The sequence below is a fragment of the Streptomyces thermovulgaris genome, from assembly GCF_002155915.1.
GTDB classification, from domain to species: domain Bacteria; phylum Actinomycetota; class Actinomycetes; order Streptomycetales; family Streptomycetaceae; genus Streptomyces; species Streptomyces thermovulgaris.
Map to the genome: position 1 here is coordinate 1 of NZ_MUME01000319.1, position 21,534 is coordinate 21,534.

Consider the following 21,534-nt stretch of genomic DNA (forward strand, 5'->3'; position numbering starts at 1 on the left):
TGCAGGAGCACCGCCCGGTCCCCCGGCGGTGCTCCTGCCGACGGCAGCGCCCCGCCGCCCGGCCCGCACACGGGCGTCCCGGCGCTCGACGCCCGGCGCGAGGCGCGGACGCTGCTCGCCCTCACCGACGGCCTCACCACGCACGTCCTGGTGGGCCACCTGACCCCGGCCGAGGCCGAGGACGTCCTCCGCACCCATCTCACCGCGCTGTGGCGCCGCCTCGAAGCGACCGACGAGACGTGAGCGACGAGCCGGGACCGGGCAGAACCGGCCCGGCTCCGGCGCGCACCCCCTGACAGGCGCCGCAGCCCCGTACCCCCCGGTACGAAAAACCCGGCCGCCGCGACGGGAAGTCGCGACGGCCGGGGTGAAGCAGCCGGGCGCCGGCCGGACCGGCGCCGAAGGAAGGGGCCCGCCGGGGCGGGCCCGCGTTCCGAAGCCGGGGTGTCAGCAGCCGACGAGGCGGGCGGCCAGGTAGCTCTCGACCTGGTCCAGCGACACCCGCTCCTGCTTCATGGAGTCGCGCTCACGGACCGTGACCGCGTTGTCCTCCAGGGTGTCGAAGTCGACCGTGACGCAGTACGGCGTGCCGATCTCGTCCTGGCGGCGGTAGCGGCGGCCGATCGCACCGGCGTCGTCGAACTCGATGTTCCAGTGCTGGCGCAGGGCCTGGGCGAGGTCCTTGGCCTTCGGGGACAGCTCCGGGTTGCGGGACAGCGGCAGCACCGCGGCCTTCACCGGGGCCAGGCGGTGGTCCAGGCGCAGCACCACACGCTTCTCCATCTTGCCCTTGGCGTTGGGCGCCTCGTCCTCGACGTAGGCGTCGAGCAGGAAGGCGAGCATCGCCCGGCCGACACCGGCCGCGGGCTCGATGACGTACGGCGTCCAGCGCTCGCCGGCCTCCTGGTCGAAGTAGGACAGGTCCTGGCCGGAGGCCTTGGAGTGGGAGCTGAGGTCGTAGTCGGTGCGGTTGGCGATGCCCTCGAGCTCGCCCCACTCGCTGCCGGCGAAGTTGAAGCGGTACTCGATGTCGACGGTGCGCTTGGAGTAGTGGGAGAGCTTCTCCTTGGGGTGCTCGTACCAGCGCAGGTTCTCCTCACGCAGACCCAGGCCGGTGTACCAGTTCCAGCGCTGCTCCATCCAGTACTCGTGCCACTTCTCGTCCTCGCCGGGCTTGACGAAGAACTCCATCTCCATCTGCTCGAACTCGCGGGTGCGGAAGATGAAGTTGCCCGGCGTGATCTCGTTGCGGAACGACTTGCCCATCTGGGCGATGCCGAACGGCGGCTTGCGGCGCGAGGTGCTCTGCACCTGGGCGAAGTTGGTGAAGATGCCCTGGGCGGTCTCGGGACGCAGATAGGCGATGGAGCCGGAGTCCTGCGTCGGGCCGAGGTGGGTCGAGAGCAGGCCCGAGAACTGCTTGGGCTCGGTGAACTGGCCCTTGGTGCCGCAGTTGGGGCAGTTGATGTCCGCGAGACCGTTCTCCGGCGCGCGGCCCTTCTTCTCCTCGTACGCCTCCTCCAGATGGTCGGCGCGGAACCGCTTGTGGCAGGAGGTGCACTCCGTCAGCGGGTCCGTGAAGGTGGCGACGTGCCCGGATGCGACCCAGACCTCGGGGGCCAGGATCACGGACGAGTCGATGCCGACCACGTCCTCACGAGCCGTCACCATGGAGCGCCACCACTGGCGCTTGAGGTTCTCCTTGAGCTCGACACCCAGGGGACCGTAGTCCCAGGCGGCGCGCTGTCCGCCATAAATCTCGCTGCAGGGGAAAACGAAGCCTCGGCGCTTGCTCAGGCTGACGATGGTGTCGATCTTGTCGGCGGCCACGGTGCTCTCTTCAATACGACGACGGGCGACGAAGCGAGACGCTTCACAGGGCGAATGCCTCAGGGTACCGGCGAGGGCTCCCCCTCGACCAAATCGGTGCCGGTTAAGGGCCCTTTTGGCCCTGGTCCGCCCCTCCAAGGAGGCTTGTTGACAACGGTTTCCATGTTAGTTGAAAATGACTGTCATGAACGTACGACGACGCCTCATACCCGGGACCGCGGCCGCGGCGGTCCTCGCCCTCGGCCTCGGAACCCTCTCCGCCTGTTCCTCCGATGCGGCAGGCAGCAGTAACGGTACGTACAACGTCGTCGCCTCGTTCTACCCGATGGCCTTCCTCGCCGAGCAAATCGGCGGGAAGCACGTTCACGTCACCAGTCTCACCCAGCCGGGCCAGGAACCGCACGATCTGGAGATCAGCGCCCGGCAGACCGCGCAGTTGCAGGAGTCCGACGCGGTGCTCTACCTCAAGGGCCTGCAACCCTCCGTCGACGAGGCCGTCGCCCAGTCCGGGATCAAGACCAAGATCGACGCGGCCTCCCTGACCACGCTCAAGGAGCACGGCGACGGACACACCCACGAGGACGGCACGCACGAGGACGGCCACGACGGCCACGAGGGCGAGGAGCACGGCGGCAAGGACCCGCACGTCTGGCTCGACCCGGTGCGCTACGCCCAGATCGCCAAGGGCGTCGGCAGGGCCTTCGAGAAGGGCGACCCGGCCCATGCGGCCGACTACCGCAAGAACACCGAGGCCCTGGTCGAGAAGCTCGACGAGCTCCACAGCCGGTACGAGACCGGTCTGAGGAACACCAGGACCAGGACCTTCATCACCACGCACGCCTCCTTCGGCTACCTCGCCGAGCGCTACGGCCTGGACGAGGAGGCCATCAGCGGTCTCGACCCGGAGTCCGAGCCCAGCGCGGCCCGGGTGAGGGAGCTGGAGAGGAAGGCGAAGGCCGAGGGGGTCACGACCGTCTTCTACGAGACGCTCGTCAGCGACAGAACCGCGAAGACCCTCGCCAGGGACGCGGGCCTGAGGACGGACGTCCTCGACCCGCTCGAGGGCATCACCGACAAGTCCCGCGGCACCGACTACTTCCAGGTCATGGACGCCAACCTCAAGGCGCTGCGGAAGGCGCTGGGCGCCGAGTGAGCGGCAGGGACGCGAGGGAGCACAAGGACCGCCGCAGCCACGGACGGGACGGACACCGGGACGGACACGGACAGGACGGAAGGGACGGCATCATGGGCGAGCCCGTCATAGCCGTGCACGAGGTGACCGCGGAACTCGGCGCACGCCCCGTCCTGCGCGGCATCGACCTCACCGTGCGGCGCGGCGAGGTCGTCGCACTGCTCGGCGCCAACGGCTCCGGGAAGTCGACGGCCGTGCGCACCGTCATCGGCCAGGTGCCGGTGAGCTCCGGCCGGATCGAGCTGTTCGGCACCCCGCTGCGCCGTTTCCGCAGCTGGTCGCGGGTCGGCTACGTCCCGCAGCGCACGACCGCCGCGGGCGGTGTCCCGGCGACGGTCGCCGAGGTCGTCTCCTCGGGGCGGCTGTCGCGCACCCGCTTCGGCCTCTTCCGCAGGGCCGACCGCCTGGCCGTGCACCGCGCCCTGGAGCTGGTCGGCATGGCGGACCGTGCGAAGGACTCCGTCGACGCCCTCTCCGGCGGTCAGCACCAGCGTGTGCTGATCGCCCGCGCGCTGGCCGCCGAACCCGAACTGCTGATCATGGACGAGCCGATGGCGGGCGTCGACCTGGCCAGCCAGGAGATCCTGGCGCGCACGCTGAGGGAGCAGGTCGCGACCGGTGCGACGGTGCTGCTCGTCCTGCACGAACTGGGGCCCCTGGAGCCCCTGATCGACCGGGCGGTGGTGCTCCGCGACGGCTGTGTCGTGCACGACGGCCCGCCCCCGCAGGCGGTCGGCCAGCACGCCCTGCCCGGCCACGACCACGTCCATCCGCACGACTCCTCGGGCGCCGGCCCGATCCGCACGGGACTGCTGAGCTGATGGAACTTCTGAACTACGCCTTCATGCAGCGGGCCCTGCTCGCCGCCGTCCTGGTCGGCGTCACCGCCCCCGCCATCGGCATCTACCTCGTCCAGCGCCGCCAGTCCCTGATGGGCGACGGCATCGGCCATGTGGCCATGACCGGTGTCGGCCTCGGTTTCCTGCTGTCCGCCTCCCCGGTGTGGACGGCGGCGGTCGTCTCCGTGCTCGGCGCGGTGCTCATGGAGCTGATCCGCTGGTACGGCCGCACCCGCGGCGACATCGCCCTGGCGATGCTCTTCTACGGCGGCATGGCGGGCGGTGTGCTGTTCATCAACCTCGCCCCCGGCGGCTCCAGCGCCAATCTGACCTCGTACCTGTTCGGCTCGCTGTCGACGGTCTCGCCGTCGGACGTGACGGCGATCTGCCTGCTGGCGGCCTTCGTCGTCCTGGTCACCCTGGGCCTGCGCCGCCAGCTGTTCGCGGTCAGCCAGGACGAGGAGTTCGCCCGGGTGACCGGGCTGCCGGTGCGCGCCCTGAACCTGCTGACGGCCGTCACGGCGGCGGTGACGGTGACCGTCGCGATGCGTGTGGTCGGGCTGCTGCTGGTCTCGGCGCTGATGGTGGTCCCGGTGGCCGCCGCCCAGCAGCTGGGCCGCAGCTTCGCCGCGACCTTCGCGATCGCCGTCGCCATCGGGGTGGGCGTCACGATCGGCGGCACGGTCACCTCGTACTACCAGGACGTGCCGCCCGGCGCGACGATCGTGCTGCTGACCATCGCCGCGTTCGTCGTGCTCACCGCCCTGGCCACTCCCCTGGCCCGGCGGCGCGCGCGGGCCCTGGCCGCGGCGCGCCCGGCCGGGGAGCCGGCGGAGTACGCGCTCCCGGCCGGGCGGCAGGCCGCCGGCCAGGAGACCAGCGGCCGGGAAACCGCCGATCGGGGGACAGCCGATCGGGCCGGCGCCTGACCGCTCACGGGCACGGCTGGCACAATGGCCGGCAAGCCCTGACGTAAGGAGGCAACCGGTGACCACCGCTGGACCGCCCGTGAGGGGGCGCGCAACCAGGCAGCGTGCCGCTGTCGCGGCGGCCCTCGCCGAGGTCGACGAGTTCCGCAGCGCGCAGGAACTGCACGACATGCTCAAGCACAGGGGCGACTCGGTGGGCCTGACGACGGTCTACCGCACCCTGCAGTCCCTCGCCGACGCGGGCGAGGTCGACGTGTTGCGCACCTCCGACGGCGAGGCCGTCTACCGGCGCTGCTCCACCGACGAGCACCACCACCACCTGGTCTGCCGCACCTGCGGCAAGGCGGTCGAGGTCGAGGGGCCGATGGTGGAGAAGTGGGCGGAGGCGGTGGCGGTGGAGCACGGCTACGTCAACGTCTCCCACACCGTGGAGATCTTCGGCACGTGCGCGGAGTGCGCGGCCACGAGCAACTGACTCCTTCAGGAGGGGGCGGGCGGCCGGCCCCTTGAACCCGGCCCCTCGAACCGACTCCGCGAGGGGGCGCCCGGCGCCCCCTCGCGGTGTTCTCCCCGGGACTCGGGAGTTTTCCTCGGGAGGCTGTCCTCGGCACGCCCCGCCGGGCCTCCCCTCCGCCCCCCTCGGGACGTCCTACTGCTGCTGCCTGCCCTCCATCGCCAGCAGCTCCTCATTGGGGATGGCACCCCCGAAGCGGCGGTCCCGGGAGGCGTATTCGACGCACGCCCGCCACAGGTCGCGGCGGTCGAAGTCGGGCCACAGGACGTCCTGGAAGACCAGCTCGGCGTAGGCGCTCTGCCAGATCAGGTAGTTGGAGATGCGCTGCTCGCCGCTCGGACGCAGGAACAGGTCGACGTCCGGCATGTCCGGGTAGTACAGGTACTTCTGGAGGGTCTTCTCGGTGATCTTGGCGGGGTCGAGCCGGCCGGCCCTGACGTCCTCGGCCAGTGCCCTGGCGGCGTCCGCCAGTTCGGCCCGGCCGCCGTAGTTCATGCAGAAGTACAGGGTGAGCCGGTCGTTGTCCTTGGTCTGCTCCTGGGCGACCTGGAGCTCCTTGGCGACCGACTTCCACAGCTTGGGCATACGGCCCACCCAGCGCACACGGACGCCGAGCTCGTCGAGCTGGTCGCGGGTCTTGCGGATGAAGTCGCGGTTGAAGTTCATCAGGAAGCGGACCTCGTCGGGCGAGCGCTTCCAGTTCTCGGTGGAGAAGGCGTACAGGGAGACGTTGCCGATGCCGATCTCGAGGGCGCCCTGCAGGACGTCCAGCACCCGCTCGGCACCGACCTTGTGCCCCTCGGTGCGGGGCAGGCCGCGCTGCTTGGCCCAGCGGCCGTTGCCGTCCATGACGATCGCCACGTGCGCGGGGATCAGCTCACCCGGCAGCTTCGGCGGGCGCGCACCGGACGGGTGCGGCTCAGGCGTCCGGTACTCGCGGCGCTGACGCCCCAGGATCCCGCGTACGGCCATGTGCTTCTCGTCTCCTCGATGTGAACCGGTGCGGGTGCCGCACCGGTGTGGACATGCTGCTCGGGCGTACTACTTTTCCACGTACCGCAGGGAGCGCAGTCCGCGCTCCAGGTGCCAGTGCAGATAGGCCGACACCAGCCCGCTGCCCTCCCTGACGTACCGCGGCTCGCAGGCGTCCGCGGTCGCCCAGTCCCCGGTCAGCAGCGCACCGAGCAGCTCCAGTGTCCGCGGCGAGGGGACGATGCTGCCGGGCACCCGGCAGTCGGCGCAGACGGAACCGCCGGACGCCACGGAGAAGAAGCGGTTCGGGCCGGGCATTCCGCACTGGGCGCAGTCGCTGAAGCTGGGGGCGTAGCCGTTGACGGCGAGCGAGCGCAGCAGAAAGGCGTCGAGCACCAGGCGCGGGGCGTGCTCGCCGCGGGCGAGGGTGCGCAGGGCGCCCACGAGCAGCAGGTACTGCTGGACGGCCGGCTCGCCCTCGTGGTCGGTGAACCGCTCGGCGGTCTCCAGCATGGCCGTTCCGGCGGTGTAGCGGGCGTAGTCGGTCACGATCCCGCTGCCGTAGGGGGCGATGGTCTCGCTCTGCGTGCACAGCGGCAGCCCCCGGCCCACCAGTTCGCTCCCCCGCGCGAAGAACTGCACGTCCACATGCGAGAACGGCTCCAGCCGGGCCCCGAACTTCGACTTCGTCCGCCGCACGCCCCGGGCCACGGCGCGCACCCGCCCGTGTCCGCGGGTGAGCAGGGTGATGATCCGGTCCGCCTCACCCAGCTTCTGGGTGCGCAGCACAATGCCGTCGTCGCGGAACAGACTCATGCCCCCATTGTCGCCCACGGCCCGCTCCCGCCGGACCGCGGCCCGCGCTCCCGCCGGCTCCGCCCGGCTCAGCCGGACGGGCGGGTGAAGCGGCGTACGTACCGCTTCTGCCACGGGGTCTCCACCGCGTGCCGGTCGTAGTGGGCACGGACGTACGCCACCGCCTCCTTCGGCGGTACGCCGTCGAGGACCGCCAGGCAGGCCAGGGCCGTGCCGGTGCGTCCCCGGCCGCCGCCGCAGGCGAGTTCGACGCGTTCGCCGGCGGCGCGCTCCCAGGCGCGGGCGAGGACCGTGCGGGCCTCCTCCCGGTCCGCCGGGAGACGGAAGTCCGGCCAGCGCAGCCAGTGGGTCTCCCAGGGGAACTCCGGAGGGCGCCTGCCAAGGAGGTAGACGCCGTACGACGGAAGCGGTGCCGACGGGTCGAGGGGATGGCGCAGTCCCCTGCCCCGCACCAGCCGTCCGGACGGCAGCCGCAGCACTCCGGGAGCCCGCTCGTCCCACGGGTGGTGCTCGTGCCGGTCGTTCACGGGCGCGGCCATGGACTTTCCCCCTTCGGACTCGGACGGTGCCGTCACGGTCCGACGACCCTACAAGCCGGCGGTCGCACGGGCCGCGGCTTCGGCCGGGCGCGTGTGCGCACGGCGCAGCCGGGGCGCCCTGCCCCACCGGCGGAGAACGGGCGGGGACGGGGAACCGGGAGCTCCCGGCCGCGGCGGGCGGTGCGGGGCCGCGGCCGGCCGGGGGTCAGGAGGGTGTGCGGGCCGCTGCCAGCAGGCGGGTGACGTCGTCCGTGCGGATGGTCAGGGCCGCGCCGACCGTGGTGAGGGTGTCGCGTTCGGCGGGGGTGTAGGGGCCGTCGGCCAGGGCGATGCGGGCGGCCTGGAGGAGGATCGACTCGCGGCCCGCGGGGGCCAGATGGGGAGCGAGGGGGTCGAGGGCCTCGTGCAGCTCTATGGCCAGCCCCGCGCCGCACGGCCGGCCGTCGCGGACGCGTCCGGTGTCCGCGGCCAGGGCCTCGACCAGGGCGGCCAGCTGTTCCTCGGTGCAGTCGGCGAGGCCGGCGGCGCGGACCGTGGCCGCGGCGGTCTCCAGGGCCGTGCGGGAGGCGGTGCCGCCCGCGAACAGCACGGCCAGGGCGACGGTGTGCACGGCGTCGCGGAGCATCGCCGAGAAGCGTGCCGTGGTCGGGTGGTCCAGGACCTCCGTGCCGAAGCGTCCGCCGCAGGCGGCGCACTCGACCACCGGTGCCGCCGTGCCGCGCGACAGCAGCGGCACGCCGAGGACGGTGAAGCGCCGGCGACCGCTCAGGCGCTGGTAGTTGCGGTCGCCGCCGCAGCCGGGGCAGAAGAACTCGCCGTCGCCGACCGGTGTCCACGCGGTACGGGTGCCCAGCATCCGGGCAAGCCTGGTGGCACGGCCGTTTCGTCCCCGTACAGGCAGCACGTCGCACCTCCGTAACCGCACGGCGGCATCGCCGCGCTGGCGTGATGTTAGCCACACCACCGAGGTGGAGTCAGCACCCGGACGGGCCCTCCCCGCGCCCAGAGCGAACAGATGGCCGATATACGACGGTCGACGGGGCGGTCGAGGCGGCCGGCACGACGGGGCCCCGGCCGCCCGTCGGGGCGGCCGGGGCCCGTACGCACACCGGTTGCGTGGTCAGCGCGCCGCCCGGTTGACGGCCGAGACGACCGCCTTCAGCGAGGCACGGGTCGTGTTCGCGTCGATGCCGACGCCCCACAGCACCTTGTCGCCGATCGCGCACTCGATGTAGGAGGCGGCCTGCGCGGAGGCGCCCTCGCTCAGCGTGTGCTCCTGGTAGTCCAGCAGGCGTACGTCGATGCCGAGGGAGTGCAGGGCGTCGAAGAAGGCCGAGATCGGTCCGTTGCCGGTGCCGGTCAGGACGGTGTCCTCGCCGTCGACGGTGGCCTCCACCGTGAGGGTGTCCACCCCGTCCGTGTCCGTCGTGGACTGGCCCGCCTTGAGCTGGATGCGGCCCCAGGGGTTCTGCGGGTTCGGCAGGTACTCGTCCTGGAAGATCTCCCAGATCTCCTTCGGCGTGATCTCGCCGCCCTCGGCGTCCGTCTTGGCCTGGATGATCTTCGAGAACTCGATCTGCATCCGGCGCGGCAGGTCCAGCTTGTGGTCGTTCTTCAGGACGTAGGCGACACCGCCCTTGCCGGACTGCGAGTTGACGCGGATGACGGCCTCGTAGGACCGGCCCACGTCCTTGGGGTCGATGGGCAGGTACGGCACCGCCCACTGAAGGTCGTCGACCGTGACGCCCCTCGCCTTCGCCTCGGCCTCCATCGCCTCGAAGCCCTTCTTGATGGCGTCCTGGTGGGAGCCGGAGAAGGACGTGTAGACCAGGTCGCCCACGTACGGGTGGCGCGGGTGGACCTCCATCTGGTTGCAGTACTCCCACGTACGACGGATCTCGTCGATGTCGGAGAAGTCGATCTGCGGGTCGATGCCCTGCGAGAACAGGTTCATGCCCAGGGTGACCAGGTCGACGTTGCCGGTCCGCTCGCCCTGTCCGAACAGGCAGCCCTCGACCCGGTCGGCGCCGGCCATCAGCGCCAGCTCGGCGGCGGCGACGGCCGTGCCCCGGTCGTTGTGCGGGTGGGCCGACAGGCAGACGTACTCGCGCCGGGACAGGTTGCGGTGCATCCACTCGAAGCGGTCCGCGTGCGTGGACGGCGTCGAACGCTCCACCGTGGCGGGCAGATTGAGGATGATCTCGCGGTCCGGGCCCGGCTGCCAGACGTCCATGACCGCCTCGCAGACCTCGAGGGCGAAGTCCAGCTCGGTGTCGGTGAAGATCTCGGGGCTGTACTGGTAGCCGAACTCGGTCTCGTCGCCCAGCAGCTTCTCGGCGTACTCCATCACCAGGCGGGTGCCGTCGACGGCGATCTGCTTGATCTCGTCCCTGGAGGCGCGGAAGACGACCCGGCGGAAGAGCGGGGCGGTGGCGTTGTACAGGTGGACGGTGGCCCGCCGGGCGCCCTTCAGGGACTCCACGGTCCGCTCGATCAGGTCCTCACGGGCCTGGGTCAGCACGGAGATCGTGACGTCCTCGGGGATCGCGCCCTCTTCCTCGATGATCGAGCGCACGAAGTCGAAGTCGGTCTGGCCGGAGGCCGGGAAGCCGACCTCGATCTCCTTGTAGCCCATCTTGACCAGCTGGTCGAACATCCGGCGCTTGCGCTCGGGCGACATGGGGTCGATCAGGGCCTGGTTGCCGTCGCGCAGGTCGGTGGAGAGCCAGCGGGGGGCGACGGTGATCCGCTTGTCGGGCCAGGTGCGGTCGGGGAGGTCGACCTGCTCGTAGCGGCCGTACTTGTGGATCGGCATGGGGCTGGGCTGCTGGCGGTTCGCCATGGCTGCGTGGGCTCCTCGGGAAGTTCCGCGTATTCGCGGGGACCGGATGACGGCCGACGGCGCAACGCCAAACACCGCGGGGAGGGGGTCGGCCTTCGACTACAGACCCTCGCCGCGGCAGCTAAGGAGAAGCAGCCCGAAACGCATGGTGCTCCGCAGACTAGCCGAGCCACGCCGGATGCGTGGCGCTGTTTCAGTATGCGGAACAGGAAGCACGAAGAAGGAGTGAACCGGACAAAAAGTGCGCGGCGTCACGTCCGCCTCCCCCGTGTCCGGCAGTCCTCCGCACCCCTGCCACTTCACCCCCGGGTGGGGTTTGCCTCCCCCGGTTTTTCACCAATCACGGTTGCGGGTAGTGACAGAGACGTCACGCAGTGCCATGGTTCCGGGCATGACGACCAACGGGGGCCTCGAGCCCGTCTTCTGCACCATCGTGCCGCCCCATGTCCTGGACCGCCTGGCACGCAACACGGATCCCGCGCTCTCCGGGCCCGCCCGCCGCACCCTGGAGCGCGACGCCTTCGAACGCACCCGCCGCCGGCTGACCACCGTCATCGGCGCACCCGCCGTCGCCCCGCCCTCCGGCCGGCCGGAGGGACGGCCGCACCGCACGGTCTACGACGCCCAGCACCGCACCCGTCTGCCCGGGAGGAAGGTGCGCGGCGAGGGAAGCCCGCCCGGCAAGGACGCCACGGTCAACCGCGCCTACTCGGGGCTCGGCACCACCTTCGAGCTGTACCTCGAGACGTACGGACGCGACTCGATCGACGGCCGGGGCATGCCGCTGGACGCGACGGTGCACTACGGCGAGCAGTACAGCAACGCCTTCTGGAACGGCGAGCAGATGGTGTTCGGGGACGGCGACGGCGAGGTCTTCCTCGACTTCACCCTCGCGGTGGACGTCATCGGCCACGAGCTGACCCACGGCGTCGTCCAGCACACCGCCAACCTGGCCTACTTCGGCCAGTCCGGGGCGCTGAACGAGTCGATCGCCGACGTCTTCGGCTCGCTGATCAAGCAGTACGCGCTCGGCCAGACCGCCGCGGAGGCCGACTGGCTGATCGGCGCGGGCCTGCTGGGCCCGCGTGTCAGCGGCACCGCGCTGCGCTCGATGAAGGCCCCCGGCACGGCGTACGACGACGACGTGCTCGGCAAGGACCCGCAGCCGGGCACGATGGACGACTACGTCCACACCGGCAGCGACAACGGCGGCGTGCACATCAACTCCGGCATCCCCAACCGCGCCTTCTACCTGGTCGCCACCGCGCTCGGCGGCCACGCCTGGGAGAGGGCCGGGCAGATCTGGTACGACGTCCTGACCGGCGGCCGGCTGGAGGTGGACGCGCAGTTCACGGACTTCGCCACGCTCACCGTGCGCGCGGCCCGGGAACGGTACGGCGACGGCGACGAGCTCGAGGCCGTGCAGAAGGCCTGGGAGCAGGTGGGGGTGCAGACCCGGTAGTCCCGTACTAGACACAGGTCCCATGCGGATTCGAGTGAGGCGCACAGGAGGGTTCGCGGGCATCGAGCGCCACGCCGAGGTCGACACCTCGGGGCGGCCCGACGCCCAGGAGCTGCGGGACCTGGCCGAGCGGGCGCTGGCCGCCGGCCGGGCCGCACCGCCGGCCGGGGTGCCCGACGGGTTCAGCTACGAGATCACGGTGGACGGCCGCACGGTGTACGCGGCCGATCCCCGGCTGACCGGGGAGCAACGGGAGCTCATCTCCCGGGTGCTCAGGGAAGGCGCGTGACTCCCGGCCGGCTCCCGGGCATTGACGTCCGTCACCGACGGTAAGGATGATCCGGCGCATGGTGACGAACCCGATGCCTCCGTTCCCGGCCGGCTTCCTGTGGGGCGTGTCGACCTCGGCCCACCAGATCGAGGGCGCGGCCGAGGAGCGCGAGCCGTCCGTGTGGGACGTGTTCACGGCCGAGCCGGGACGGGTGAGGGACGGCTCGACGGCGGCGGTGGCCTGCGACCACTACCACCGTCATCGCGAGGACGTGGCCCTGATGGCCGGTCTCGGGGTGAACGCGTACCGCTTCTCGGTCTCCTGGCCGCGGGTGAACGCCCCCGGCGGCCTCGACTTCTACGACCGCCTGGTCGACGACCTGTGCGCGGCGGGCATCCGCCCGGTCCCGACCCTCTTCCACTGGGACCTGCCGGCGCGGCTGGACTGGCTGGAGCGGGACACGGCCGCGCGGTTCGCCGAGTACGTGTCGGTGGTCGCCGCACGTCTGGGCGATCGCACACAGCACTGGATCACGCTCAACGAGCCCGCCGAGCACACCCTGCTGGGGCACGCCCTGGGCGTGCACGCACCGGGGAAACGGCTGCTGTTCGACGCGCTGCCCGCCGCCCACCACCAGCTGCTCGCCCACGGTCTGGCGGTGCAGGCGCTGCGCGCGGCCGGGGCCGTGAGCGTCGGCATCGCCAACTCGCACGGCCCGACCTGGCCGGCGTCCGGGGAACCGGCGGACGTGGAGGCGGCGGAGCTCTACGACGTCCTGCTGAACCGCATGTTCGCGGAGCCGGTGCTGCTGGGCACCTACCCGCGGCTCGTCGGCGACCTGCTGTCGGACGGGAAGCGGGACGTCGGGGCCGATCTGGGCGTCATCGCCGAGCCGGTCGACTTCTACGGCGTCAACTACTACGCCCCCACCAGGGTGGGTGCCCCGCAGGACACCGGGACCGTGTTCGGCGGTGTGCCCCTGCCCGCCGGGCTTCCCTTCTCCCTGCGGAGGATCGAGGGCCGTCCGGTGACGGACTCCGGCTGGCCCGTGGTGCCCGAGGGGCTGACGGAGCTGCTCACCGGTTTCCGCGACCGCTACGGCGACCGCCTCCCGCCCGTCGTCATCACCGAGAACGGCTGCTCCTGCGAGGGCCTGGACGACCAGGACCGCATCACCTATCTGGACGCCCACCTCCGGGCCCTGCACCGGGCGATCGAGGCGGGCGTGGAGGTGCGCGGCTACTTCGTCTGGTCGCTGCTGGACAACTTCGAGTGGGCGGAGGGCTACGCACGCCGGTTCGGGCTGGTGCACGTGGACCATGCGACGCTGACCAGGACGCCCAAGGCCTCCTACGCCTGGTTCCGGCAGGTGCTGCGGGAGCAGAGGAGCCGGGAGGGGGCCGGGATCCGTCCGCACGACGAGGGCGCGGGACGGTGAGGTGCGGCGGCGCGGTGCGGGGGTGATCCCGCCACGGAGCGCCGAAAAGCCCTACGGGGTTGCCGTCGTCCCGTCGTACCCTGGAAAGCGCGAGGCCGCGGTCAGTGGCGCGGCCGTGACGAGGAGGAACAGCAGGCCTTCAGCGCCGGCCCATGACTCAGACACCCGCACACACCCCCGCGCAGGGGCAGGCGAGAGCACAGATCACCGTCCCCGCCCAGCACCCCATGGTGACCGTGCTGGGATCCGGCGACTCCCTCCTGCGTGTGATCGAGAAGGCCTTCCCGGAGGCCGACATCCATGTCCGGGGCAATGAGATCAGCGCGGTCGGCGCTCCCGCGGACGTCGCTCTGATCCAACGTGTGTTCGACGAGATGATGCTGGTGCTGCGCACCGGGCAGCCGATGACGGAGGATGCGGTGGAACGCTCGATCGCCATGCTCAAGGCGAGCGAGAACGGCGAGAGCGACGGTCACGAGACCCCGGCCCAGGTCCTGACGCAGAACATCCTGTCCTCGCGCGGCCGCACCATCCGCCCCAAGACGCTCAACCAGAAGCGGTACGTCGACGCGATCGACAAGCACACGGTCGTCTTCGGCATCGGCCCCGCCGGCACCGGCAAGACCTATCTGGCCATGGCCAAGGCGGTGCAGGCCCTGCAGTCCAAGCAGGTCAACCGCATCATCCTGACCCGCCCGGCGGTCGAGGCCGGCGAGCGGCTGGGCTTCCTGCCCGGCACGCTCTACGAGAAGATCGACCCGTATCTGCGCCCGCTGTACGACGCGCTGCACGACATGATCGACCCGGACTCGATCCCGCGGCTGATGGCGGCCGGGACCATCGAGGTGGCGCCGCTGGCGTACATGCGCGGCCGGACGCTCAACGACGCGTTCATCATCCTGGACGAGGCCCAGAACACCAGCCCCGAGCAGATGAAGATGTTCCTCACCCGGCTCGGCTTCGACTCGAAGATCGTGATCACGGGTGATGTGACCCAGGTGGACCTGCCCGGCGGGCAGACGTCCGGGCTGCGGCAGGTGCAGGAGATCCTGGAGGGGGTCGAGGACGTCCACTTCGCCCGGCTGTCGTCGCACGACGTGGTACGGCACAAGCTGGTGGGCCGTATCGTCGACGCCTACGAGAGGTACGACAGCAAGCACGGCACCGAGAACGGCGTGCCCCGGCCCGCCGGTCGCGGCAAGACCGCCGGGCACAAGCAACAGGGGAAGTAGACCAGCACCACCATGTCGATCGACGTCAACAACGAGTCGGGAACCGAGGTCGACGAGCGGGCGATCCTCGACATCGCCCGCTACGCGCTCACGCGGATGCGCATCCACCCGCTCTCCGAGCTCTCGGTGATCCTCGTGGACGCCGACGCCATGGAGCAGCTGCACGTCCAGTGGATGGACCTGCCGGGACCCACGGATGTCATGTCCTTCCCGATGGACGAGCTGAGGCCGCCGTCGAAGGACAGTGACGAGCCCCCGCAGGGTCTGCTCGGCGACATCGTGCTGTGCCCCGAGGTCGCCGCGAAGCAGGCCGCCGAGGCCCCGACCCGGCACTCCATGGACGAGGAGCTCCAGCTGCTCACCGTCCACGGGGTGCTGCATCTGCTCGGCTACGACCACGAGGAACCCGGCGAGAAGGCCGAGATGTTCGGTCTGCAGTCCGCGATCGTGGACGGCTGGCGCGCGGAGCGGGGCCTGCCCGGGCCGTCCCCGGCACCCACCGTCTCGTAAGCCGCTCATGAGTCCTCAGATCGTTCTCGGCGCGGTCGCCCTGGTGGTCGTCGCCTGGCTCGCCGCCTGCGCGGAGGCGGCGCTGCCGCTCGTGACCAGCTTCCGCGCCGAGGAGGCCGTGAAGTCCGGCCGCCGGGGCAGCGCCAGGCTGGCCCAGGTCGCCGCGGACGCGACCCTGTACCTGAACCTGGCGCTGCTGATCCGTGTGGCCTGCGAGATGGCGGCGGCGGCGCTGATCACCTATGCGTGCCTGGAGGCGTTCCCGGGCACGGCCCAGGCCCTGGTGGTCGCCATCGCGGTCATGGTGCTGGTCTCCTATGTCGCCGTCGGCGTCTCCCCGCGCACCATCGGCCGTCAGCACCCGCTGCACACGGCGACCGCGGCGGCGTACGTCCTGGTGCCGCTGGCCCGGGTGCTGGGCCCGCTCCCCTCGCTGCTGATCCTCATCGGCAACGCGCTCACCCCGGGCAAGGGCTTCCGCCGCGGCCCGTTCGCCTCCGAGGCGGAGCTGCGGGCGATGGTCGACCTGGCCGAGCGGGAGTCGCTGATCGAGGCCGAGGAGCGCCGCATGGTGCACTCGGTCTTCGAGCTCGGGGACACGCTGGTGCGCGAGGTGATGGTGCCGCGCACCGACCTGGTGGTGATCGAGCGGTACAAGACGATCCGCCAGGCCCTCACCCTGGCCCTGCGCTCCGGCTTCTCCCGCATCCCGGTCACCGGCGAGAGCGAGGACGACATCGTCGGGATCGTGTATCTGAAGGACCTGGTCCGCAAGACGCACATCAACCGGGACGCGGAGAACGAGCTGGTGTCGACGGCGATGCGCCCGGCCATGTTCGTGCCGGACACCAAGAACGCCGGTGACCTGCTGCGCGAGATGCAGAAGGAGCGCAACCACGTCGCGGTGGTCATCGACGAGTACGGCGGCACGGCCGGTGTCGTCACCATCGAGGACATCCTCGAGGAGATCGTCGGCGAGATCACCGACGAGTACGACCGCGAGCTGCCGCCGGTGGAGAAGCTGGGCGACGGCCGGTACCGCGTCACCGCGCGTCTGGACATCACCGACCTGGGCGAGCTGTACGGGCTGGAGGAGTACGACGACGAGGACGTGGAGACCGTCGGCGGGCTGCTCGCCAAGGCGCTGGGCCGGGTGCCCATCGCGGAGGCGTCGGCGGTCGTCGTGGTGCCGGACGGCCGGGAGCTGCGGCTGACCGCGGAGGCGGCGGCCGGCCGCCGGAACAAGATCGCGACAGTGCTGGTGGAGCTGGTGGCTCCCGAGGAGGCCGCCGGGGCCGAGGAGGGGGAGCAGGGGCAGGAGCAGGAGCCGGAGGCGAGGAAGGCGGGCTGAGCGGCCGGCCCCGCGATGCGGCTCCGTATGCTCGGGACATGACCGAGAGCAACGCGCTTGACCCCGAGGACCGCAAGATCATCACCCTGGCCCGCTCGGCCCGGGCCCGCAACGGCGTGCCGGAGGGCGCGGCCGTGCGGGACGAGACGGGACGCACCTATGTCGCGGGGTCGGTGGACCTCCCCTCGCTGAAACTCAGCGCCCTGCAGACGGCGGTGGCCATGGCCGTGGCGTCCGGGGCGGCCTCGCTGGAGGCGGCGGCGGTGGTCGGCGAGGCGGACGGGATCGCTCCCGAGGACCGGGCGGCCGTCCGGGACCTGGGCGGGGCGGACACCCCGGTGCTGCTGGCGGGGCCGGACGGGCAGGTGCGGCTGACCGTGCCCGCGGGGGCGGACGGATAGTGCGTGTGCAACGGGGGTCCGTGGATCAGGGAGAATGGGCGCCATGAGCGTTCGTACCCAGTCATCCGCACGGCCTGCCGAGGCTGTCCACCGGGCCGGCTTCGCCTGTTTCGTGGGCCGCCCCAACGCGGGCAAGTCCACCCTCATGAACGCTCTGGTCGGGCAGAAGGTGGCGATCACCTCGAACCGGCCGCAGACGACGCGTCACACCGTGCGGGGCATCGTGCACCGGCCGGATGCCCAGCTGGTCCTGGTGGACACCCCGGGGCTGCACAAGCCGCGCACGCTGCTGGGGCAACGGCTGAACGACGTGGTGCGGACCACGTGGGCCGAGGTCGACGTGATCGGGTTCTGTCTGCCGGCCGACCAGAAGATCGGGCCCGGTGACCGGTTCATCGCCAAGGAGCTGGCCGGGATCAAGCGGACGCCCAAGGTCGCGATCGTCACCAAGACGGACCTGGTGACCCCCAAGGCGCTGGCCGAGCAGCTGCTCGCGGTCGACCGGCTGGGCAAGGAACTGGGGATCGACTGGGCGGAGATCGTGCCGGTGTCGGCGGTGGCGAACAAGCAGGTGGACCTGCTGGCCGACCTGCTGATCCCGCTGCTGCCGGAGGGGCCGGCGCTGTATCCCGAGGGCGACCTGACCGACGAGCCGGAGCAGGTGATGGTGGCCGAGCTGATCCGGGAGGCGGCGCTGGAGGGGGTGCGGGACGAGCTGCCGCACTCCATCGCGGTGGTGGTGGAGGAGATGCTGCCGCGGGAGGGCCGGCCGGCCGACAAGCCGCTGCTGGACATCCACGCGAACGTCTTCATCGAGCGGCCGAGCCAGAAGGGCATCATCATCGGTCCCAAGGGCAAGCGGCTGAAGGAAGTGGGGATCAGGTCCCGCCGGCAGATCGAGGCGCTGCTGGGAACCCCGGTGTTCCTGGACCTGCATGTGAAGGTCGCGAAGGACTGGCAGCGCGACCCCAAGCAGCTGCGCCGTCTCGGCTTCTGACAAGCCTCCTTCGGCACGCTTCCTGCGACGCACCCCGCCGGGCCCCGGGGGACTACTCCTCCCCCGGGGCCCGGCCCCGTCTCAGCGCAGGGCCTCCAGGGCCTTGTCGGCCCCCTTCGCCCCGAGCCTGACGAAGACCGGGGTCACCCCCAGGGGCGTGGCATAGGAGCGGATGGTCCGGGGCCCCTGGAGGGTCCGGTCGCGGGTCACGTCGTACCAGGTGCCCGGGGGAAGGTGGACGGAGCGGGTGGGGGCGTCCGCCAGCTGCGGGGCCGCCAGGACCGCGGGGCCCAGCATCCAGGCGTCGGCGATCGTGTACGCCTGCTCGTAGTCGGGGAAGTCGAAGAACACGGGGCGCATGATCGGATCGCCGGTCCTCAGGGCGTGCTGGACCTGGTCCCAGATGTACGGGGCCAGCCGGGTGTGACGGGCGACGGCCTCGCGGTAGAGGGCGCTGGTCTCCGCGTCGTAGACCACCTTTCTGCCGGTCGTGACGTCGATGGTGTCCACGGGGGACGTGGAGGCGTACATCAGCGGCATCAGGGACGCGGACTGGGCCCAGCGGACCAGCACCTCCTTGGTGGGGGCGGGCTGGACGCTGGAGCCGCCGATCATGTCGGTGGCGACGAAGGGGTAGCCGATCGTGGAGATGGCGAGGTTCTGGGTGACGGAGGCCCGCAGGGAGTCCCAGCCGGTGCCCTTGTCCAGCTGCCGGGTGACGAATCCGGCCCGGTGGGCGGCGGCGTCCCAGTGGACGCGGATGCCGACGCCCTGGAGGTCGAACTCGTCGGCGAGCTGGGCGCCCAGGCGCTGGTAGTCGGTGGGGGCGTGGCCCGCGCGCGGGGCGCAGCGCTCGTCGAAGAAACGGGTGTCGAACTTCAGGCCGTCGACGTCGTAGGCGGCCATCAGGTTCCTGAGCCGGGCCTTGTACCAGGCCGCCGCCTCCGGGTTGGCGAGGTCGACGATGCCGGCGGTGCCGTTCCACCAGGTGACCCGGCAGGGCCGTGCGGGGTCGGCGGCGTCCGCCAGCAGATAGCCGCGGTCGGCGGCGTACTGGTACTGGTCGGAGTCCAGGTTGATCCACAGGGTCACCCAGAGGCCGAAGTCGAAGCCCAGCTCGTGGATCCGGCGTGACATCGCCTCGGGGTCGGGATAGGCCTTCGGGTCGAAGGTCAGGTTCCCGTAGGCGGACTCCCACTTGTCGTCGAGCTGGAGCGCGTGGCCGGTGAGGCCGTGGTCGTGGAGGTCCTGGGCGTAGTCGAGGAGCTTTTCCTGGTCGACATGGGTGTAGAACTGGGCCCAGGAGTTCCACACCGGTTCCGCGTACTGGCGGTACGTCGCGTCGCTCTTCGCCGGTCCGCCCACGATGCCGATGTAGTCGCGGTAGACCTCCAGGGGCGTGGACTCCACGAAGACCGTCGCCCGGTAGGGCTGCGCGGACTCGATGCCGAAGCGGCCCAGGCCGTCCCCGCCCTGGTTGATCGCCACGTTCATCATCTGCCCGGTGTCCACGTGCAGACCGGTCGCCGAGGAGGTGTACCAGAAGGGGTCGATCATGTAGTACGAGGCCGGGCCGAAGGCCGGGTGGACGACCTGCCCGTTGTCCAGCGGCCAGGGCTGGTCGGTGGCGGGGCCGCCGTTCGGGGTCTGGGTCTCGCCGTGGCCGTACCAGTGACCGGCGGACTTCAGGTCACAGGCCAGTTCGAGACGTTCGGGGGTCGCTCCCTCCACCTGCCAGTCGAGCCGGTAGCGGTCGGCGGAGGGGACGATGCGGGCCCGCACCGTCGCACCGGGCAGGGTCGTGGCGGCGGTGAGGGTCAGGACGCCGTTCCCCCAGTCCCAGTCGGTGACACCGGTGGCGTGCTGCCAGGCACCGGCGGCACGGAAGCGCAGCGCGCCTCCGGCGTCCTCACCGGCGGTGGCCAGGACCGTGCCGCCCGAACGGCTGGTCGTCAGCGACAGTTGACCGGTCATCACTCGAAGTGTGTAACCGGGAGCGGCGCCTTCCGGCGGGACGGTCAGGGTGAGCGCGTCCGCGGAGGCGGTGAGCCGGGGGCCTCGCGAGGCGGGGGACGCCTCGGCCCGTGCCCGTGCCTGCGCCGGATCCGGCGTGGTCAGCGCCAGGGGAAGGGCCAGGCCGAGGCCGAGGACGGCAAGGAGCACTCCGGGGCTGCGAGTCGGTCTGCGCACGACGCATGTCCTTCGACGGAGGAAGTCAGGAGACTGCTTGCCCCATCGTGCTCGATCGCACCCCTGATGATGTGTCAGAAATCTTCCGCCGATGTCCTCATGCCGTCCTGCGGAACCCGATCGTCGGTACGGCCCTGCGACGCGGCCACGGCTCGACGCCCACCTCCGGCACCAGGTCGTCCAGGAAGGCGTACCGCCGCAGCGCCGCCGGGTCCTGGCCCTCGACGGACTGCACCCGGCGCCACCAGGCGGCGATCTCGGCCCATCCGGGGGCCGACAGCGAGCCGCCGAACTCCTGGACGGACAGCGCTGCGGTCAGGCCGGCGAAGGCCAGGCGGTCGGCCAGGGGCCAGCCGGCCAGGGTGCCGGTGACGAAACCGGCCACGAACACGTCGCCCGCACCGGTCGGGTCCAGCGCCTCCACCTCGATGGCGGGCACCTCGGCGGTCTCCCCCGTGCGCCGGTCGACCGCGTAGGCGCCCTCCGCGCCCAGGGTGACCACCGCGAGCGGCACGAACTCGGTGAGCGCGTGCGCGGCGGTGCGCGGGCAGTCGGTGCCCGTGTAGCGCATCGCCTCCTCGGCGTTGGGCAGGAACGCCTCGCAGTGCTTCAGGTCGGGCAGGCTCGTCAGGTCCCAGGCGCCGGTCTCGTCCCAGCCGACGTCGCCGAAGACACGGGTGCCCTCGGCCGCGGCCTGGGCGATCCAGGGGGCGGACCGGCCGGGGGTGAGGGAGGCCACGGCGGCCCGCGCACGGGGCCGGCAGGCCGGGGTGCCCTCCTGGGGGAACACCTCCTCCAGGGGCGGCTCGTGGCCGTGGGAGACCATGGTGCGCTCGCCCTCGTACGCCATGGAGACGGTGACCGGGGAGTGCCAGCCGGGCACGGTGCGGGACGCGGACAGGTCGATGCCCTCGCCCCGCTCGAGGGCGTCCCAGCAGTAGTCGCCGTAGTGGTCGTCGCCGAACGCCGCGGCCAGGGAGGTCCGAAGGCCCAGCCGGGCCAGTGCGGTCGCCATGTTGGCCACGCCGCCGGGGCTCGACCCCATGCCGCGCGCCCAGGACTCGGTGCCGCGCACCGGGGCGGAGTCGAGTCCGGTGAAGACGATGTCGAGGAAGACGGTGCCCGTCAGATAGACGTCCCAGGGCGGGTCGTCGCTCGTGCGCAGCCGGGCCAGGGGGTCGACCTGGGGGCTGGCTCTTACACACATCT

General features: G+C 71.4%; 21 protein-coding genes. 13 read left to right on the forward strand and 8 right to left on the reverse strand.

From position 1 onward, the window contains the following. Positions 1-243: TetR family transcriptional regulator C-terminal domain-containing protein (locus CCN35_RS27860; RefSeq protein WP_211285564.1), on the forward strand; the 243-nt coding region annotated here is incomplete at its 5' end. A 204-nt stretch (positions 244-447) separates the two neighbouring features. Here the strand turns inward: CCN35_RS27860 and CCN35_RS22215 are convergent. Then, positions 448-1,830 (reverse strand): glycine--tRNA ligase, encoded by a 1,383-nt coding sequence (locus CCN35_RS22215; protein WP_067390064.1) that lies wholly within the window; start codon positions 1,828-1,830, stop codon positions 448-450. Between the two features lie 184 nt (positions 1,831-2,014). Between CCN35_RS22215 and CCN35_RS22220 the strand changes: the two genes are divergently transcribed. The 4 genes from CCN35_RS22220 (at position 2,015) to CCN35_RS22235 (ending at position 5,265) form a co-directional block, all read left to right on the forward strand. Then, positions 2,015-2,983, forward strand: a complete 969-nt coding sequence (locus CCN35_RS22220) for a metal ABC transporter substrate-binding protein (protein ID WP_067390255.1) — start codon at positions 2,015-2,017, stop codon at positions 2,981-2,983. Between the two features lie 92 nt (positions 2,984-3,075). Next, the gene (locus CCN35_RS22225; protein ID WP_067390252.1) at positions 3,076-3,843 is read left to right on the forward strand and encodes a metal ABC transporter ATP-binding protein; all 768 of its coding nucleotides are present in this window, start codon (positions 3,076-3,078) and stop codon (positions 3,841-3,843) included. Then, positions 3,843-4,790, forward strand: a complete 948-nt coding sequence (locus CCN35_RS22230) for a metal ABC transporter permease (RefSeq protein WP_067390061.1) — start codon at positions 3,843-3,845, stop codon at positions 4,788-4,790. The genes CCN35_RS22225 and CCN35_RS22230 overlap by 1 nt, the downstream gene beginning before the upstream one ends. Positions 4,791-4,848: 58 nt before the next feature. Beyond that, complete coding sequence (locus CCN35_RS22235) at positions 4,849-5,265, forward strand: Fur family transcriptional regulator (protein WP_067390058.1); 417 nt, start codon at positions 4,849-4,851, stop codon at positions 5,263-5,265. A 174-nt stretch (positions 5,266-5,439) separates the two neighbouring features. Here CCN35_RS22235 and CCN35_RS22240 read toward each other — a convergent pair whose 3' ends face one another. The 5 genes from CCN35_RS22240 to leuA all read right to left on the reverse strand — a co-directional run bounded on the left by CCN35_RS22240 (position 5,440) and on the right by leuA (position 10,473). Continuing rightward, the gene (locus CCN35_RS22240) at positions 5,440-6,276 is read right to left on the reverse strand and encodes an isoprenyl transferase (RefSeq protein ID WP_067390055.1); all 837 of its coding nucleotides are present in this window, start codon (positions 6,274-6,276) and stop codon (positions 5,440-5,442) included. 69 nt (positions 6,277-6,345) lie between these two features. Then, positions 6,346-7,092 (reverse strand): DNA repair protein RecO, encoded by a 747-nt coding sequence (gene recO, locus CCN35_RS22245; RefSeq protein ID WP_067390052.1) that lies wholly within the window; start codon positions 7,090-7,092, stop codon positions 6,346-6,348. A 68-nt stretch (positions 7,093-7,160) separates the two neighbouring features. Then, positions 7,161-7,631 carry a protein-tyrosine phosphatase family protein gene (locus CCN35_RS22250; protein WP_086794054.1) on the reverse strand — a complete coding sequence of 157 codons (471 nt, stop codon included), beginning with the start codon at positions 7,629-7,631 and terminating at the stop codon, positions 7,161-7,163. A gap of 205 nt (positions 7,632-7,836) precedes the next feature. Then, the gene (locus CCN35_RS22255; protein WP_086794056.1) at positions 7,837-8,535 is read right to left on the reverse strand and encodes a TerB family tellurite resistance protein; all 699 of its coding nucleotides are present in this window, start codon (positions 8,533-8,535) and stop codon (positions 7,837-7,839) included. A 216-nt stretch (positions 8,536-8,751) separates the two neighbouring features. Further along, positions 8,752-10,473, reverse strand: coding sequence for a 2-isopropylmalate synthase (gene leuA / locus CCN35_RS22260; RefSeq protein WP_086794058.1), 1,722 nt, complete (start codon positions 10,471-10,473; stop codon positions 8,752-8,754). Positions 10,474-10,864: 391 nt separating this feature from the next. Between leuA and CCN35_RS22270 the strand changes: the two genes are divergently transcribed. From CCN35_RS22270 to era, 8 genes are all read left to right on the forward strand, one after another. Next, complete coding sequence (locus CCN35_RS22270; RefSeq protein ID WP_067390039.1) at positions 10,865-11,935, forward strand: M4 family metallopeptidase; 1,071 nt, start codon at positions 10,865-10,867, stop codon at positions 11,933-11,935. A 22-nt stretch (positions 11,936-11,957) separates the two neighbouring features. Beyond that, positions 11,958-12,224, forward strand: a complete 267-nt coding sequence (locus tag CCN35_RS22275; RefSeq protein WP_067390036.1) for a protealysin inhibitor emfourin — start codon at positions 11,958-11,960, stop codon at positions 12,222-12,224. 58 nt (positions 12,225-12,282) lie between these two features. Continuing rightward, positions 12,283-13,644 carry a GH1 family beta-glucosidase gene (locus CCN35_RS22280; RefSeq protein WP_236560554.1) on the forward strand — a complete coding sequence of 454 codons (1,362 nt, stop codon included), beginning with the start codon at positions 12,283-12,285 and terminating at the stop codon, positions 13,642-13,644. Positions 13,645-13,796: 152 nt separating this feature from the next. Beyond that, positions 13,797-14,876 (forward strand): PhoH family protein, encoded by a 1,080-nt coding sequence (locus tag CCN35_RS22285; RefSeq protein ID WP_067390030.1) that lies wholly within the window; start codon positions 13,797-13,799, stop codon positions 14,874-14,876. Positions 14,877-14,888: 12 nt separating this feature from the next. Beyond that, complete coding sequence (ybeY, locus tag CCN35_RS22290; protein WP_067390028.1) at positions 14,889-15,386, forward strand: rRNA maturation RNase YbeY; 498 nt, start codon at positions 14,889-14,891, stop codon at positions 15,384-15,386. Between the two features lie 7 nt (positions 15,387-15,393). Continuing rightward, positions 15,394-16,737, forward strand: a complete 1,344-nt coding sequence (locus CCN35_RS22295; RefSeq protein ID WP_086794060.1) for a hemolysin family protein — start codon at positions 15,394-15,396, stop codon at positions 16,735-16,737. Positions 16,738-16,775: 38 nt separating this feature from the next. Then, positions 16,776-17,138 carry a cytidine deaminase gene (locus CCN35_RS22300; RefSeq protein WP_067390023.1) on the forward strand — a complete coding sequence of 121 codons (363 nt, stop codon included), beginning with the start codon at positions 16,776-16,778 and terminating at the stop codon, positions 17,136-17,138. 43 nt (positions 17,139-17,181) lie between these two features. Then, on the forward strand, positions 17,182-18,135 hold the full coding sequence (gene era, locus CCN35_RS22305; protein WP_067390021.1) for a GTPase Era: 954 nt from the start codon (positions 17,182-17,184) through the stop codon (positions 18,133-18,135). A gap of 81 nt (positions 18,136-18,216) precedes the next feature. Here era and CCN35_RS22310 read toward each other — a convergent pair whose 3' ends face one another. Continuing rightward, a complete protein-coding gene (locus CCN35_RS22310) occupies positions 18,217-20,325 on the reverse strand; it encodes a glycoside hydrolase family 31 protein (protein WP_425444311.1) in 2,109 nt (702 codons plus the stop codon). 97 nt (positions 20,326-20,422) lie between these two features. Then, a complete protein-coding gene (locus CCN35_RS22315; protein ID WP_086794066.1) occupies positions 20,423-21,532 on the reverse strand; it encodes a carbohydrate kinase family protein in 1,110 nt (369 codons plus the stop codon). Between the last annotated feature and the right edge of the window lie 2 nt (positions 21,533-21,534).